This window comes from Candidatus Parakkermansia intestinigallinarum (assembly GCF_944389695.1).
Classification (GTDB): Bacteria; Verrucomicrobiota; Verrucomicrobiia; order Verrucomicrobiales; family Akkermansiaceae; genus Akkermansia; species Akkermansia intestinigallinarum.
The window spans coordinates 98,209-113,636 of sequence record NZ_CALXNG010000002.1 but is presented as its reverse complement, the minus strand read 5'-3'; the positions used below and the strand labels follow the sequence as shown (position 1 = coordinate 113,636).

Sequence of the window (15,428 nt, the reverse complement as noted above, 5' to 3'; positions counted from 1 at the left end):
TGAGTCTGCCGGGCGCGGCGGCCGGGCGCGGCGGCCGGCTCTTCGCCGAGAGCGCGAGCACGCAGTCCCGTGGAGCGAGGTGCGCTGCCGACGGCGAGCCCCTGATCGCCGCTCTTTGCGCCGCCATTGTCTGTGCCGCCGCTCATGGGCAACGCTGTTGTTTGCGCCGCTGACCCTACGCGCAACGCGCGACCGCGAGCAAGCCGCCCCCCCTTCCCCGTCAAAGAAGCAACACCCCACCCTGCCTGTGCAGGATGGGGTGCTCCTTTTACCGTGAACCTTGTTGATCAGGGATTGGCCAAGCCGTCATCGGGGAAGAGGCTGGGAGCCTCAGGCTGGGTCGGGGCGTCGCCCGTGCCCTTGTCGCGATGGCGGGTGGGTTTACCCGTGGGGTCGATCTTCTCAGCCGTGACGAAGACAATCATGTTCTTGCGGACATGCGACTCTGCGTTGCTGCGGAAGAAGCGACCGACGAGGGGCAGGTCACCGAACACGGGCACGCGGTCTTCAACCTTCTGCACGTTGTCCTCAATCAAACCGCCGATCGCGATGGTGTAGCCGTCGTAGATGCAGGGGTTCGAGTTGATGTAGCGGCGGCTGAACACAGGCATGTCGATGCGGTTCTCCGTCAGCGTGATGTGCTCGATCTTCGTCTGGTTCGTGATACCGGCGGTAATCGGCGAACCGTAGTTGATGAAGCCTTCGAAGTCCACCACCTTGATTTCAAACTGGTCGAACTGGATGATGTCGCTCTCTTCGCTGAGTTCGGCGACCTTGAAGCGCATCACGATACCAACTTCTTCAACGGCCCATTCGGAGGGGTTGGCCGGAGAGGCAATGGGCATGCCGCCGCCACCGTTGTTATTGTTGTTATTGTTGTTGTTCCAGTTGTTGTTGCCGCCGGCGTCAATCTCGGGCGGGTCGTAGTTCGAAGCGTAGATGAAGCGACGCACCACTTCGATCTTGGCGCAGCCGTTGTCGCCGTTCTGGTCAGAGGCCAGCGGATCGGGATCCGGCGTGTACTCGAGCTCGCCGGGACGAGCCACCAAGCTCGGGGCGGACATGACGTCCACGCCCTTCTTCTGCGAGAGGCCGCGCATGATCATCTGATACGAGCCGCTGTCGAAGATACCCGTCAGCGAGAGGATGCCGGGAGCAGGCGAGGAGCTGGCCGCCGCGTCCTTCGAAGCAGAGCTGAGCAGGGAGTCAAGCTTGCCGACGCTCATAGCACCGGTGCCCGAGCGCAGACCGCCGGTCATGAGGCCGTTGCTGATGGGCGACGAGGCGTCCGTAAGGCCGCCCGTGTTGCTGATGGGCCAGGAGCCGTTGCCGTTGTAGTTGTTGCCGAAAGCACTGCCGCCGCTGCTCACGAAGTCACCCTCCGTGCGCGTCGGGGACGAGCCGGAGCCGTTCACACCACCGAGGTAGAGGTTACCCGAGTTGTTGATGGAGAAGGGATTGACCACCCAGTCAAAGCTCAGTTCATCTTCGTTGGTCTGCGAGACTTCCACGAACTTGGTGCTCACCTTGACCATCTGCGGCATCTTGCGGCGCCATGCAGAGATGGCTTCTTCGACGGCATCGAGGTTGTCCGGCGTGTTGTAGACGGTCAGCATGCCCGTGCTGGTCGAGTACTTCGCGCTGGCGTCGCCGCGGAAGTTCACGCCCGCGTTCTTGAGAGTGGCGAGAGCGTCAATGCCGGGTTTGGAGCCGGAACCAAGGCCGCCATCATCAAGATCTTCCTCATAGTAGTCGTCTTCACCGCTGCTCTGCTCGGAGTCGACGAAGAAGCTGCGCGGCACCTTCCACTGGCGGCGGAACATCTTCTCGCTGGAGCCGGTCTGGTAGACGACGATGGCGTTGTCCTCAACGCGGTACTGGCAGCCGGAGACGTTGCACATCATCTCGAGGAGGTCCTTGGCGCTGATGTCCTGCACCTTGAGCTCGGGGATGATGGCCTCGGTGGGCTGCTGCACGACGGTGACTTCGACCTCTTCTTCGTCGTCGATGGTGTCGTCATCGTCGTACGAAGCGGCGGGAGCTGCGGCCGGAGTCTTGGGCTTCTCAAAGACGAAGTTGAGCGCGATGTTGTTCTTGCGAGCCTCGCCGCGCAGGAAGTCGAGAGCCTCGGACATGGGCACTTCCTGCAGGTTGACGGACGAGATGCGCATGTTCATCAGGTACTCGTTGTTGCGCAGCTGGTTGGGCGAAATCGGCTCGGCCACGCTGCCGCCCATCTCAATGCTGGGCGTGTCCTGCGGCAGAGCTTCCTCCCACATGGCGTCAACGTCGGAGAGAGCCTTGGCGCGGTAGGCATCGCGAGCGGTGCCGTAGTACATCTGCTTGCGCTGGCTGACGGCCTCCTGACCGCGGCGGGCAGCGCTGTTGTACGGGTCAATCTTGAGAACCTGATTGAAGGTCTGGTAGGCCTGGTCGAACTGGCCGAGGTTGTAGTAGCCGTGGCCCAAGGTGAGCAGGCGCTGCACTTCCTCAACGTTCTTGACGTGCTCGGGCGTCAGCGCGGGGTTGTTGCGAATGGGGTCACGCAGCTCTTCGAGGCGGCGCTGGGCAAGGCGGTTGTTCGGGTCGCGCTGCAGGACGTCGAGCAGAAGCTGTTCGGCGTCATCGTAGCGACCGATCTTGGCGTATTCCATCGAGACGGCAATTGAGGCATCGCCGATGCACTCAATGATGTGCTCCTGCCATTTGGCGGTGGCAGGGGCCTTCGGGATGCGCTCCCAAGCCGCCTGGAACTTCTCGAGGGCCATCTTGTACTTCTTGGCCTCGTACGCCGTGCGGCCCTCCTGAAGGAGGATCTTGGCTTCATCCATCAACGCCTTGCGACGTGCTTTTTCGCGAGTGTCAATGCTGGCCGAGCCCGTGCCGCTGTAGGTGGCTGTCGGCCCTACCACACTCGTGCCTGCGGCAGTGGAGGTGCTCAGATAGCCTTGCGTGTCTGCCTGCGCAAAGGGGCAGCTCGCCGCGATGGCCATGAGAGTCAGCGTCCGCTTCGTGATTGTGAGAGGTGCGTGGTTCATGGTAATGGATTACTTATGACAGAAATTTGCCCGGATGTAAAGTCTACAGTTGAAAAAAGTGGGATTATTCTTCGATTTTAGATTATTCTGCGCTGTTATTTGCTGTTTCCGCAGCCATCGGCACGTTGATGGGGCTTTCGACGCCCTGCACGGAGATGGTGACGGAGTTCTGCACTTCGTTAACTTCACGGAGGGTGCAGGCTGCTTGGCAGCCCGGCACGGTGAAGCCCTGACCGAGCAGAACTTTGAACTCCTTGCCGCGGTCTTTGCCGGCGGTGATGCGGAAGGTGACGGCCGTGTCGGCTATGTCCATGCCGTGGCGATGCTCAGCGTGCTCGTTGGCGCGGGGCCTGCCGGCGCGCACGGAAATGGGCGCGGCCTTCGGGTTGTAGCAGTCTTCGAGGACAAGGACGCGCTCGGTCTCCTTGACGGACGGGTCGTAGGCGGCCGGGAATTCCTTGGTGGCGAATTCCTTGATGCGGAAGCGCTTCGCTTCTTTGAGGACTTTGACGTCGTCGCCGACTTTGTAGTCCTTCTTCTCGCTGTCCTTGGTGGGCAGTCCTTTCTTGGTGAGGCGCGTCACGGTGATGCCGACGGTGTCCGTCTTGTAGCTCGGGTCGGCGAACATGGCCTCAAGCAGGAGCTGGGCCCGCGTGGTCTCGACCTTGGTGGCTTCGAGTTTGACGATGCTGCCGCCTACGACGGGCGGGCAGGAGTCGGGGTCGGAGGGGTTGGTCTGTGCGGTGTACTCCTCGCGATTGGTGAAGCCGTCGCCGTCGCTGTCCATGTCAGCGGCACCGGCCTTGCCCATGTCGGCCATCAGGCCGTTCTCGATGAACCAGAGGTTCGGGATGCCTTCGTGGATGGTGGGGGATTGTTCGTCGTAGATATCGACGACGGTGTTGTGGTCTCCCTGCCGGATCTGCCAGAGCTGAGGGGCAAAGAAGATGGGTGCCAGCCGCGGGGGTTTGCCGCCGGTCGTTTTTTTGCGAACTTCGAGCGGCGCGACCTCCGCCACGGTGGCGTTGATGGCTTGCGTTTCGCGAAGGGCATCGAGCGAGCTGCTCAGTTCCGCAGCAGTCTCGCGATCCATCTTCGAGGGCGCGAAGCGGGCGACGCCGGCTTTGTCTCCCATGAGATTCACCGCGCCGAGCCCAAGGCCGATGATGCCCAGCACGGACCCGACGGTCAGTGCCGTAACTTTCGCCTTGACGTTGTTATTGTCTGCCATATCGTTTGAGAACGTTTGAGTTACTGAGCTTTGTTGTTGAAGTAGAGCACGCTGAGGTTGAGGTGCACGTACACGGTCTCATCGGGGCGTCCGGCCTTGATGACGGCGATTTCTTTGTCGGGGGCCGTGGCGGGGACGTTGCCGTCCGCATCCATCACGGTCGGAGCCACGGCGTCGAGCGGATCGAGCGGCGATTTGTTGCTCACGGAGATGCCGGTGAGGGTGACGAGGTATTGCCGATCGTTGACGAGGCGGTTGAGTACTTTGGGCAGGACGCCGCGCGGAACGCGTATGTCTATTTCAAAGCTGAGCGGCTCGTAGTTCCATTCGTCGTCGCCGTCCTCATAGGTGTTGACGGGCGCCGGTGCGATGTAGATGCCGTCGACGGCTTTGATGCCGTCGTTGATCATGCCGGTGAGCAGATCGTGCAGCACGTGGTGCTGGAAGCTCAGGACGGGCAGGCGGGAGCGCTCGGGCTGGCCGTTGAAGTGGTTTTGCGGCAGGGAGTAGTCGCCCGTGTTGCCGTTGAGCTGGCAGCCTTTCTCCTTCGCGAGGGCTTGGTAGGCGCCGCGGTCGGTCAGCAGGAGGGTCTGGTAGTCCGTTCCCTTGTCGACGGCGCTGCACTTGATGCAGTGGCGGCGGTAGGCGTCAAACTCTTCGGCAGCGGCTTTGCGCTCGGAGGAGAGGGTCTTGGCGATTTCTTCCAGTCGCTTGACGTTGCCGGGAGTCGGGCTGATTTCCGCGCTGCTGTATTTTTTGTTTTTGTCCGAGATCTTCAGGAGCTCTTCCTCGCAGACGCTCGCTTCGCTGCTCGCGCTGTAGCCGACGTACATCAGGCCGCCGAAGGCGATCAGGAAAAGGGCTGAGATGCCGATCACGCGTTTGTTTTCGCTGATATTCATGGATGTGCTAAGGCCTTAGGTTTCAGTTCTCGGGTGTTTGCAGCTCGGGGACGGCAACGGGTTCGCGCAGCGGCAGCACCATGTGGAAGCGCTGGGCGTAGGCGGCCGAGGCGCCGCGGGATTTCTTGTCGTCACCGGTATCGAACTTGATGTAGAGGGCTTCGTTGTTGCTCACGTCGTTGGCCGTCAGGTCGAAGTAGGATTCGCCGTAGCTGTCGGTCTCCAGTCGGTTGATGACGGCGTCGCGCACGGCGTTCTGGTGCGTTTTGTCGCTGTCGCCCTTCGTCGGGTCGCAGAGGGTGTAGCCGCTGATGTAGATCGCGGTGACCTCAGGCGCGGAGGCTTCTTCTTCCTCGCCGCTCGACCCGGGGGTGACGATGCTGCTGCCCTGCTTCTGCTGGTTGCGCTCGCGAATGAGGCGGTACGAGACGAGGGCCTGCGGGTTGACGGGCTGCGTCTTGTAGTTGACGAGCGGGCAGAACTCGGTGATCCAGAACTTGTAGGACGAGGTACGATCCGAGAGCTGGCGCATCAGGGCGGCGTAGACGCGGCGCTGTGTTTCAATGCCGTTGATTTCATCGAGGACGGCGGAGTCGTCTTCGATGCCGGCCTGAAGCTCTTCGATTTCGGAGCTGATGCGGTCGACGCTGCGGATCGCGGTCTTGGCCGCGCTGAGGGCGTCGTTGAGTTCGCTGAGCCGCGCGTCGGCCGAATAGGCGTAGACGCCGGCGCCGACGACGGCGATGAGGCCGGCGGCCACCGTCCAGGGGATGAGCTGCTTTTCGGCGCGGTCTTTGCCGACGCTCGTGGGAACGAGGTCGATGTTGAACTCGCCGCACTTCGCGCCCGTGACGGCTGCACCGGCAACGGGGCCGAGGCAGAGCGCGTCGAGCGCAAGGGCTTCCGCATCGACCTTGCTGCCGACGGAGAAGGCGGCCAGCGGGTTGAGGAACTCAACGGGCAGGTTGAGCGCGGACTGCAGGAACTCGACGGCATAGGGGATGCGGGCGCCGCCGCCGCAGATGTAGACCTTGGAGGGCTGGTTGCCTTTGTACTGTGCGCGGTAGTGGTTGATGGTGCGCTGCACTTCCGAGCTGAGGCGGTTCATGGCCGTGCGGATGACGGTGGCGAGCGCGGCGTCTTCTTCGCTCATGCTGTCGGTGTGCCCGTTGCCCAGCGAGACCTGTCCGTGCTCAATCTTGAATTTCTCAGCCTCGCGGAAGCTCATGCCGAACTCGCGGGAGATGGAGTTGGTGACGAAGGAGCCGGCCGCGGTGACGGAGCGGGTGAAGAAGCGCCCGTTCTCCGAGAAGATGATGTCGGTGGTCTTGGCGCCGATGTCCAGAATGACGACGGACTCGGTCTCTTCCGGATAGCTGATGCGGTAGGCGTTGTAGAGCGAGGTGATGGAGCAGTCGACGCTGCGGGTGCGCAGGCCGTTGCCTTCCACCTGGCTGTTGAGGCTGTCCAGCAGGTCTTTCTTGATGGCCACGAGCAGGACTTCGCGCTCGCCGTCGGGGCTTTCGCCGAGCTCCTGATAGGAGTAGACGATGTCGTCGATGGGGAACGGAATGTGCTGTTGCGCTTCGTACCCGACCTGCTCGGAGATGTCGTTCATGTCGAGCGCAGGCAGCTTGATGAAGCGCATGAAGACTTGCTGGCCCGAGACGACGTTGCGAACTTCGCTGCCTCGCACCTTGAGTTCTTCCACCATTTCGCCGATGGCGTTGCTCACGTAATCGATGCGCATGCCTTCTTCCACCGGGTCGAGCAGCACGTCGCGGCGCGCGTAGCGAGAGAGCGCGAAGCCTTTGCCGACCGGTGTGAAGACGGCCATGCTCACGCTCTGTGCGCCTATCTCTAGGGCGACAGTCGTTTTGAAATCAGCCATATGTTTGAATCAGTATGGGGATGGGGTTTGATGAGAAGGTGACGGGTCGGAGGGCTTACGATTCGGCATCGCTGCTCTCGGAGGCGCCATCGCCGGCCTCGTCACCCTTGCCGAAGACGGACTCGTCGACAACGGGTGCTCCGTAGATCGGATTCGGGCGCGGGTAAGCTGCTCCGTAGTACGGAGCAAAGGGTGTTTCGGAGATGGCGTAGACCTTGGCCGAGCTCGCCTTGGACTTGGAGCGCTTGTACCAAGTGGGCTTGAGCTTGACGGAGCTGTCATGCGTCTCGACGACGCTGTCCTTGGGGCGCTTGCAGACTTCGCCGTTGAAGGCGGCCTCTACGGCGTAGGCGAACACTTTAATCTTGCCCTTTTCGCTGCCGGCGATCATCTCGTAGCTGCGCTGCGGCAGGAAGATGCCGATGTTGTAGCTGCCCTTGTAGCTGCCCTTGTCTCCGGATCCGCTCCGCAGCGGCACGTCGGAGAGAGCGAGCGTCTTGGTCAGGTGGACGCTCTTGCCGTCCTTGCCCTCGGCGCGCAGGTGGATACGCAGCGTTACGTCGGTCACCCAGGCGTTCTTCTCTTTGCTGGAGGGGGCGGTGCCGACGAATTGCACGGGCACGTTGATCACGTACCAATCATCGACGGCGTCTTTGCGCTTACCGGCGGCCAGTGCGGGAATCTGGGGGATGGCTACAGGCTGAGGCACCAGTGTTTTCGGTGCGTTGTCCGCGAGTCCGACTCTGAGCTTGGTGACGTCTTCAGCGCTGAGCAGGGTTGAGCCGCAGATCACGGCGGTTATGGCGGTAAGCAGGATGTTTTTCATGGCAAAAGTCAGATGTGTGGTATTTATATAGCATAAGGGGGAGCCCTTTGGCGAGAAGAATCTTGCAGGACTCTCATTTTTTTTGAAAGATGTGCGCCTCTTTCGACGTAGGAGTGAGTAAGCACAGCGCCGAGGCACCCCAAGGCGACAGCGCGGGGCGGCTCTTGTTCACGGGCGCCGGGGGCGTTTCTGCCCGACTTTTAGCCTTGCAGCGCCTGCGTTTCTGTGTTATAAGCGCCCTCGTCATGAACATTCTCGCCACCTACGTTCATCGTCTCAATCCCGTTCTGATAGAGATTCCCGATACGCCGCTGGCGGTCCGGTGGTACGGTCTCGCCTATGTCTGCGGTTTTCTCTTGGGCTATTGGGCCCTGCTCAAGATTTCGCGCCGGGGGCTCTACTGCGTCAAGCCCGACAAGCTGGGCGATTTCATCACGTGGGTCTGCCTGCTGGGGGTGCTGGCCGGCGGACGGCTCGGGGAGTTTTTCTTCTACTGGCTGCCCGAGAAGGGTTTGAGCGGTCTGGCGGAGGATCCGACTTGGGTTTTCCGCGTGTGGGAGGGCGGTATGGCGTCTCACGGCGGCATGCTCGGCGTGCTGCTGGTGGCGCTGTTTTATGCGCGCAGCCACAAGCTTTCTTTCCCCGGGGTGCTGGACGGCTTGGCCATTGTGGCGCCCATCGGCCTCTTCTTCGGCCGACTGGCGAATTTCATCAACGGGGAGCTCTACGGGCGCATCACGTCGGCGGACAATCCGCTGGCGATGAAGTTCCCGCAGGAGATTTATGAGCTGGCTCCCGATCAGCTGATGCAGGCAGCCGTGGCCGCGCAGCAGGCGGCGCCCGAGACGGCGATTCACACGCCGGGGATGATTGCGGAGCTCTGCCGCACGAATGATGCGGTCTGCGCGGCGGTGGAGCCTTTTCTTCACTACCGCTGGCCCAGCCAGCTTTTTGAGGCGGCGAGCGAGGGTCTGCTGCTCTTTGCCGTGCTCATTGTGACGCGCATCAAGTGGAAGAATGCCCCGGACGGCACTTTCTGCGCTCTCTTCTGTTTCATCTACGCGATCGCGCGCATCGCCTCGGAATGCCTCAAGGAGCCCGATGCCGGCGTGTGGCACGGAATCACTCAGGGTCAGCTCCTTTCGCTGGGTCTGGTCGTCTTGGGCATCGGCTTTGCCGTCTCGTCTTACCGCCGCGCCAAAGCCGGAAAAATGACGCTGATCGAAAAAAAGTGAAAAAAAAGCTTGCCAAGTAGGCCGGCTGCGTGTAAAATGCCCCCGCACGCCACATCGGTGGCCTGCAAAACAGAAATGGGTAGGTTCCCGAGCGGTCAAAGGGGGCAGACTGTAAATCTGCTAGCGTTTGCTTTCGATGGTTCGAATCCATCCCTGCCCATTCTCCAAAGCGGAGGTAGCTCAGTTGGTAGAGCAACACCTTGACATGGTGGAGGTCGTAGGTTCGAGTCCTATCCCCCGTACGCCTGAAGGCTCATCCCGATGCGGATGAGCCTTCCTGCTTTTGCGCTGCCGCTCTTTAATTTCTTCTTGCCAAACATTCCGATATGCGCTAAAATGCAGCCGCGAAAGGTGTGCCCGGCACACTCAACATTCAACCCCATTCAGATCATGCCTGTACCTACTCAAGAACAGTACATCAAGATGCTCAACACGGCCAAGGAGAAGGGCTATGCCTACCCGGCCATCAATGTCACCACGATCGAGGTCATCAACGGCGCTCTCAAGGCTTTCGCTGAGGCCAAGTCCGACGGTATCATCCAGATTTCCCTCGGCGGCGGTCAGTTTGCTTCCGGCACGGCCGTGAAGGATTCCGCCACGGGTGCCATCGTGCTCGCTGAGGCCGTGCATCGCCTCGCTGAGAAGTACGATGTGCTGGTGGCTCTGCACACCGACCACTGCCAGGCCGATAAGATCGACAGCTTCCTGCGCCCCCTGATCGCCGAGTCCAAGAAGCGCATCGCCGCCGGCCAGGGCCCGCTCTTCAACTCCCACATGCTTGACGCTTCCGCCCTGCCCATGGCCAAGAACCTCGAGATCTCCAAGCAGATGCTCAAGGAGTGCGCCGAGGTCGGCATCGTTCTCGAGATCGAGATCGGTGTTGTCGGCGGTGAGGAAGACGGTGTTGACAACTCCGGCCAGCACGCTGCCAAGCTCTACACCTCGCCCGAGGATATGCTGCTGACCTACGAGACGCTCAACGGTCTCGGCGAGTTCATGCTGGCTGCCACCTTCGGCAATGTGCACGGCGTCTACAAGCCCGGTGCCGTGAAGCTGGAGCCCAAGATTCTCCGCGACGGCCAGAAGGCTGTGATGGACAAGTACGGCAAGGATATGCGCCTGGTGTTCCACGGCGGTTCCGGCTCCGATCTCTGCGACATCCGCGAGGCTATCTCCTACGGCGTGGTCAAGATGAACATCGACACGGATACGCAGTACGCTTTCTCGAAGCCGATCGTGATGCACATGTGCCAGAACATTGACGGCATGCTCAAGATCGACGGCGAGGTCGGCAACAAGAAGGTCTACGATCCGCGCTCTTACCTGAAGAAGGGTGAGCAGGGTATCTGCGAGCGCCTCAAGGTCGCTGCCTCCGATCTGCTCTCCGAGGGCAAGACGCTCTTCGGCCAGATCTGAGTTCTCGATCACTGAGTCACTCATCCATATGACGCGCGCGGCTGCATTCAGCCGCGCGCTTTTTTTCGGCTCGCGCGTGTCGGAGCCGCACGCCTCCGGCAGCGCGAGCGGGCGACCGATTCCGTGCAAAGTCAGCGCGGAAACAGCGTGTAGCCTTCTGCGGCAGCGAGACCGGAGTCCCCTTCCCCGCCGCCCTGTCTCTCATACATTGTCGTTTGCTCGAGCGTTCGCCACCTGCGCTACGGGCTTGACTTATGGCTTTAGCATGGTATGATGTTGCCTATGCCTGCTCAGAAGCATTCTGAAAACTGGAACTCGAAGCTCGGCGTCATTCTGGCCGTGGCGGGCAGTGCGATCGGCTTCGGCAACTTTCTGCGCTTCCCGGGACTGGCGGCTCAGTACGGCGGCGGGGCCTTCATGATTGCCTACTTTACGGCTTTTCTGCTGCTGGGTATTCCGCTCTCGTGGGTGGAATGGACGCTGGGACGCCGCGGCGGCATCGGCGGCGGCCACTCGACGGCTTCGATTTTCTTCAATATCACGCGCTCGCACGTGTGGAAGTATCTGGGCATTTTCGCGGTGCTGGCTCCGCTGAGCATCAGCATGTATTACATGTATCTGGAGGGATGGACGCTGGGCTACGCCTACCACACGGCGGTCGGGGATCTCAACCTGAGTAGCAGTGAGGAGTTCGGCGCGTTTTTCTCGTCTTTCGTGGGGGCGTCGCACGACGGTGCCATTTTTGAGCCGGGGCAGAGCACACTGCTGATTTTCTTCGGTTTGGCACTGCTGCTGAATCTCTTTTTGGTTTACCGCGGGGTGACGAAGGGCATCGAGTGGTTCTGCAAGTGGAGTATTCCGGTGCTGCTGTTGACGGCGATTATCGTGATGGTGCGCGTGCTGACGCTCGGTACGCCGGATGCGTCGCATCCCGAACGCAATGTCAATGAGGGGCTCGGTTATATGTGGAATCCCGCCAAGACGATGCTGGTGGCGGTCAGTGAGGCGGACGGACGGACGACGGAGCGCACGGTGAATATGATTCCGCATACGGCTACGCCCGAGCAGCGCCGCGAGTTTATCGAGCGAACGCAGGCCGACTTCCCTGATGCTCGCATCGAGGAGCGCCGTCTTTCGCTCGGTCAAAGCCTGCTCAATCCGCAGCTTTGGATTACGGCGGCCGGGCAGATTTTCTTCTCGCTTTCCATCGGGTTCGGGACGATTTGTACGTACGCGAGTTACGTGCCGCGCGGGCACGATATTGCTCTGGGCTCGCTGACGGCCAACGCTGCCAATGAGGTGGTGGAGGTGGGGATTGCGGGGATGATGATTGTGCCGGCGACGGTTTCGCTGCTGGGTGTGGCGGCGGCAGCGGGGGCGAGTACCTTCGGGCTGGGCTTTAATGTGCTGCCGCAGGTTTTTGCGAGTATGCCGGCCGGGCAGCTTTTCGGCACCTTGTTTTTCGTTTTGCTTTCGCTCGCGGCGGTGACGAGTTCGATTTCTCTGCTTCAGCCGGCAATGGCTTTCCTCGAGGAGTTCTGGGATCTGAAGCGCACGCAGAGCACAACGCTGGTGGCTGCGTTGATGACGGCCGGGGCGCTGATTGTTTCCTGGTTCACGGGCGGGGGGATGATGGCGCTCGATACGATGGATTTCTGGATCGGCACGATGTTCCTCTACATCATTACGACGCTTTATCTGGTGATTTTCCGCTTTATCTGGGGCACGAAGAACGGGCTGCGCGAGCTACAGCGCGGCGCGCTGCTGCCGATTCCGCGTGCGCTCGGCTTTGTGCTCAACTGGGTGACGCCGCTGATTCTTTTCGCTATTTTTGCTTCCTGGGTGTATCAGAATGCCTTTGTGACGCTCTGCCCCCAGATTCGCAATATTCTCCATGCTGAGCCCGGGGCGTTGATTCCGCTCGGCTGGGTTCTGCTCACGGGTGTCTTTATGACCTTTGTGGTGCGCACGTCTCGCTACCGCCACAAACGCAAGCTCGAGAAACAACCTGAAACTGATCGCATTCCGATTTCATGACCTTTGCCGGTATTGTTACGATGATTCTTTCCATCAGCGCCGTCTGGGGGCTGATGATTGCATGCCTCATCCGTTTATGCAAGCAGGATACGGATCGCATTGATTGAGCATGCCGAGAAAGTGCGGCGGGATTGCGGATTGACACGCTGGGCTCTCTGTGCTAGACTGGGGGCATGTTCAGGCTGTTCTTTTCCGTTATCTTTGCCGTTTTGAGTCTGCTGCCCTTGCACGCGGATTCGACTGCTGAGCAGCACCCTGCTCAGCCCGACAGGCCGCGTGCGATCGTGATTTTTCTTGCCGATGATCTCGGTCTGCACGATACGTCGACTTATGGTTGTGCCGAGGTTCCTTGCCCGAATCTGGATCGACTGGCGGGCGAGGGTTTACTCTTCACGGATGCTCACAGTACGACGTCGGTCTGCACGCCGTCGCGTTTCTCGTTGCTGACGGGCAAGTATGCTTGGCGCCAGCGGGGTACGGGTGTCCTCGACGGCGACGCCAAGTTGATTCTGCCGACGAAGCAGGAGGCGCTGACGCTGCCTGCCGCGATGCAGCTGGCAGGCTACCGCACGGCGGCTATCGGCAAGTGGCACCTCGGGTTGGGGCGCGGCAATCAGCCGACGAATTGGAATGCGCCGATTGCGCCCGGGCCTCGTGAGGTGGGCTTCGATTATTCGTTTATCATGGCGGCGACGGCGGATCGCGTTCCCTGTGTTTTTTTGCGCAACGGTACGGTGGTGGGGCTCGACCCGAAGGATCCCATCGAGGTGAGTTACGAGCCGGGATTCCGCTTTGATGAGGAGAAGACGGCGGAGACGCATCCGGAGTTGCTCAAGCCCTGGGGGCGTCCGCGCAACGCGCAGCACGCCTGCACGATTATCGACGGTATTTCGCGCATCGGGCATATGCGGGGCGGCTCAGCCGCGCTTTGGCGGGATCAGGATCTTGCCGATCGGATCACGGATGAGGCGGTGAATTTTATCCGCGAGAGTGCGGGGCGGCCGATTTTTCTTTATTTCTGCACGAATGATATCCACGTGCCGCGCGACCCGCACCGGCGCTTCCGCGGCAAGAGCGGCTTGGGTATTCGCGGTGATGTGACGCTGCAGATGGATGATTCGCTGGGGCGCATCCGCCGGGCTCTCGAGGAGGCCGGGTACGCGGATGATTGTCTTTTCATTTTCACGAGTGACAATGGCCCGGTGATCAATGACGGTTACCTCGACGGTTCGGATGAGGCCTGCGCGGCTCACAATCCGGCGGCGCCGCACTCCGGCGGCAAGTACGGTATTCTCGAGGGCGGGACGCGTGTTCCGTTTGTGGTGTGCTGGCCGGGGAGGGTGGCTCCGGGGCGCTCGGCGGCTTTGGTGAGTCAGGTTGATCTCGCGCGTTCGCTGGCCGTGCTGGCGGGCGTGGAGGTGCCCGAGGGTTCGATGCCGGACAGTGAGGTGCAGCTGGATGCGCTGATGGGGCGCGATGCGCAGGGGCGAGGCTGCTTGGTAGAGCAGCAGGGGATGAATAATCGCTTGGCGCTGCGCGTCGGTGCGCTCAAGTATGTGGAGCCGTGGCGCCGTCAGCCGGCGCGGCTCTATGATCTGAGCCGCGATCCGCGGGAGGAGAGGGATCTGGCTCCGGCGGCGCCCGCCGAGCAGTTGCAGCGCTTCGAGTCTCTCTTGCGCGAGATTCGCGAATCGGTGAGGCCGCAGTGAGGCCGTGCGGCGTCAGGGTTGCGTCAGGGTTGCCGCAGCGCTGTCCGGGCTCTGCGTCAGGGCCGTGAGCCGGGGTCGCGCTGAGGCGTGCTTTCGCTGAGATGCAAAACCGCCGTCCCGATGTCGGGGCGGCGGTTTTGTGTCGCGTTTTCTTGCCGAGCGGCGGGGAGGGCGGAGCCTCGCAGCCGGGGGCAAGGGGTGCGCTCACACCTCGAAGAGGTGGGTGACGGAAGAGTTGTCGTGGATGCTCTGAATGGCCTTGGCGAAGAGCGGTGCGATGCTGACGGTGTCAACCTGTTCGCCCCAGGCCATGGGGACGGAGTCCGAGCAGAGGAGTCGCTCGATGGGGCTCTTGGCCAGGCGTTCGCGAGCCGTGTCGTTGAGCACGCCGTGGGAGACGCCGGCGAAGATGCGGGCAGCGCCGTGTTCCTTCAGCACGGCGGCGGCGGCGCAAAGGGTGCCGCCCGACTCGGTCATGTCATCAACCATGATCACGTCTTTGCCGGCGACGTCGCCGATGACGGCGTGGGCATCGACTTCCGTGGCCGAGATGCGCTGCTTGGCGACGATGGCCAGCTGGGTACCCAGCAGGTTGGCGTAGCTCTTGGCGTTCTTCACGCCGCCGATGTCGGGCGAGACGACGACGAGGTTGTCGAGGTCGGTGACGTAGTGCTCGCGCAGGTGGTGAATGAGAACGGGGACGGAGACCAGGTGATCGACGGGAATCTCGAAGAAGCCCTGAATCTGGGCTGCGTGCAGATCCATGGTCAGCACGCGGTTGACGCCGGCGGCCGTCAGCAGGTTGGCGACGAGCTTGGAGGTGATGGGCACTCTGGGCTTGTCTTTGCGATCCTGACGCGCATAGCCGTAGAAGGGCATCACGGCGGTGATGCGGCTGGCGCTGGCGCGGCGCACGGCATCCACCATCACGAGCAGCTCCATGAGGTTGTGGTTCGTCGGCGGGCAGGTCGGCTGAACGATGAAGACGTCTTCACCGCGGATGGACTCCTCGATCTGGACGAAGCTCTCGCCATCGGGGAAGGTGGTGACCATCGCGTCGCAGAGCGGTAGACCCAGCTCGTTGGCAATGTCCTTGGCTAATTGGGGATGTGCAGTGCCGCTGATGATTTTCATATGCTGATG

10 protein-coding genes and 2 tRNA genes are annotated in these 15,428 nt (G+C 61.4%); 6 read left to right on the top strand and 6 right to left on the bottom strand.

The genetic code is table 11. The annotated features are described in order from the left end of the window. Positions 1-287: 287 nt before the first annotated feature. The 5 genes from AC6UAL_RS01035 to AC6UAL_RS01015 form a co-directional block, all read right to left on the bottom strand. Complete coding sequence (locus AC6UAL_RS01035; protein ID WP_500681493.1) at positions 288-3,038, bottom strand: secretin GspD/PilQ domain-containing protein; 2,751 nt, start codon at positions 3,036-3,038, stop codon at positions 288-290. A gap of 82 nt (positions 3,039-3,120) precedes the next feature. Beyond that, a complete protein-coding gene (locus tag AC6UAL_RS01030) occupies positions 3,121-4,269 on the bottom strand; it encodes an Amuc_1099 family pilus-like system protein (protein WP_500681492.1) in 1,149 nt (382 codons plus the stop codon). 20 nt (positions 4,270-4,289) lie between these two features. Then, on the bottom strand, positions 4,290-5,171 hold the full coding sequence (locus AC6UAL_RS01025) for a hypothetical protein (RefSeq protein ID WP_500681491.1): 882 nt from the start codon (positions 5,169-5,171) through the stop codon (positions 4,290-4,292). Between the two features lie 22 nt (positions 5,172-5,193). Beyond that, the gene (gene pilM, locus AC6UAL_RS01020; protein WP_500681490.1) at positions 5,194-7,062 is read right to left on the bottom strand and encodes a type IV pilus assembly protein PilM; all 1,869 of its coding nucleotides are present in this window, start codon (positions 7,060-7,062) and stop codon (positions 5,194-5,196) included. A gap of 55 nt (positions 7,063-7,117) precedes the next feature. After that, positions 7,118-7,888 carry a hypothetical protein gene (locus AC6UAL_RS01015; protein ID WP_500681489.1) on the bottom strand — a complete coding sequence of 257 codons (771 nt, stop codon included), beginning with the start codon at positions 7,886-7,888 and terminating at the stop codon, positions 7,118-7,120. A 245-nt stretch (positions 7,889-8,133) separates the two neighbouring features. Between AC6UAL_RS01015 and lgt the strand changes: the two genes are divergently transcribed. The 6 genes from lgt to AC6UAL_RS00985 all read left to right on the top strand — a co-directional run bounded on the left by lgt (position 8,134) and on the right by AC6UAL_RS00985 (position 14,285). After that, positions 8,134-9,123: a prolipoprotein diacylglyceryl transferase gene (lgt, locus tag AC6UAL_RS01010; protein WP_500681488.1), complete on the top strand. Its 990-nt coding sequence runs from the start codon at positions 8,134-8,136 to the stop codon at positions 9,121-9,123. A gap of 77 nt (positions 9,124-9,200) precedes the next feature. Next, positions 9,201-9,283 (top strand) — tRNA-Tyr (locus AC6UAL_RS01005). A gap of 9 nt (positions 9,284-9,292) precedes the next feature. Continuing rightward, a tRNA-Val gene (locus tag AC6UAL_RS01000) sits at positions 9,293-9,365 on the top strand. Positions 9,366-9,513: 148 nt separating this feature from the next. Further along, a complete protein-coding gene (fbaA, locus tag AC6UAL_RS00995; RefSeq protein ID WP_500681487.1) occupies positions 9,514-10,539 on the top strand; it encodes a class II fructose-bisphosphate aldolase in 1,026 nt (341 codons plus the stop codon). A gap of 282 nt (positions 10,540-10,821) precedes the next feature. Continuing rightward, positions 10,822-12,576 (top strand): sodium-dependent transporter, encoded by a 1,755-nt coding sequence (locus AC6UAL_RS00990; RefSeq protein WP_500681486.1) that lies wholly within the window; start codon positions 10,822-10,824, stop codon positions 12,574-12,576. 173 nt (positions 12,577-12,749) lie between these two features. Continuing rightward, positions 12,750-14,285 carry a sulfatase-like hydrolase/transferase gene (locus AC6UAL_RS00985; protein ID WP_500681485.1) on the top strand — a complete coding sequence of 512 codons (1,536 nt, stop codon included), beginning with the start codon at positions 12,750-12,752 and terminating at the stop codon, positions 14,283-14,285. Between the two features lie 204 nt (positions 14,286-14,489). Here AC6UAL_RS00985 and AC6UAL_RS00980 read toward each other — a convergent pair whose 3' ends face one another. Beyond that, entirely contained in the window at positions 14,490-15,419 is a 930-nt protein-coding gene (locus AC6UAL_RS00980; RefSeq protein WP_500681484.1) for a ribose-phosphate diphosphokinase, read from the bottom strand. Positions 15,420-15,428 lie beyond the last annotated feature (9 nt).

Excerpts from the sequence above, each read along its gene's own strand:
- AC6UAL_RS00985 (WP_500681485.1), top strand. The coding sequence starts at position 12,750 with ATGTTCAGGCTGTTCTTTTCCGTTATCTTTGCCGTTTTGAGTCTGCTG.
- fbaA (WP_500681487.1), top strand. The coding sequence starts at position 9,514 with ATGCCTGTACCTACTCAAGAACAGTACATCAAGATGCTCAACACGGCC.
- AC6UAL_RS01025 (WP_500681491.1), bottom strand. The coding sequence starts at position 5,171 with ATGAATATCAGCGAAAACAAACGCGTGATCGGCATCTCAGCCCTTTTC.
- AC6UAL_RS01030 (WP_500681492.1), bottom strand. The coding sequence starts at position 4,269 with ATGGCAGACAATAACAACGTCAAGGCGAAAGTTACGGCACTGACCGTC.
- pilM (WP_500681490.1), bottom strand. The coding sequence starts at position 7,062 with ATGGCTGATTTCAAAACGACTGTCGCCCTAGAGATAGGCGCACAGAGC.
- AC6UAL_RS01035 (WP_500681493.1), bottom strand. The coding sequence starts at position 3,038 with ATGAACCACGCACCTCTCACAATCACGAAGCGGACGCTGACTCTCATG.
- lgt (WP_500681488.1), top strand. The coding sequence starts at position 8,134 with ATGAACATTCTCGCCACCTACGTTCATCGTCTCAATCCCGTTCTGATA.
- AC6UAL_RS00980 (WP_500681484.1), bottom strand. The coding sequence starts at position 15,419 with ATGAAAATCATCAGCGGCACTGCACATCCCCAATTAGCCAAGGACATT.
- AC6UAL_RS01015 (WP_500681489.1), bottom strand. The coding sequence starts at position 7,888 with ATGAAAAACATCCTGCTTACCGCCATAACCGCCGTGATCTGCGGCTCA.
- AC6UAL_RS00990 (WP_500681486.1), top strand. The coding sequence starts at position 10,822 with ATGCCTGCTCAGAAGCATTCTGAAAACTGGAACTCGAAGCTCGGCGTC.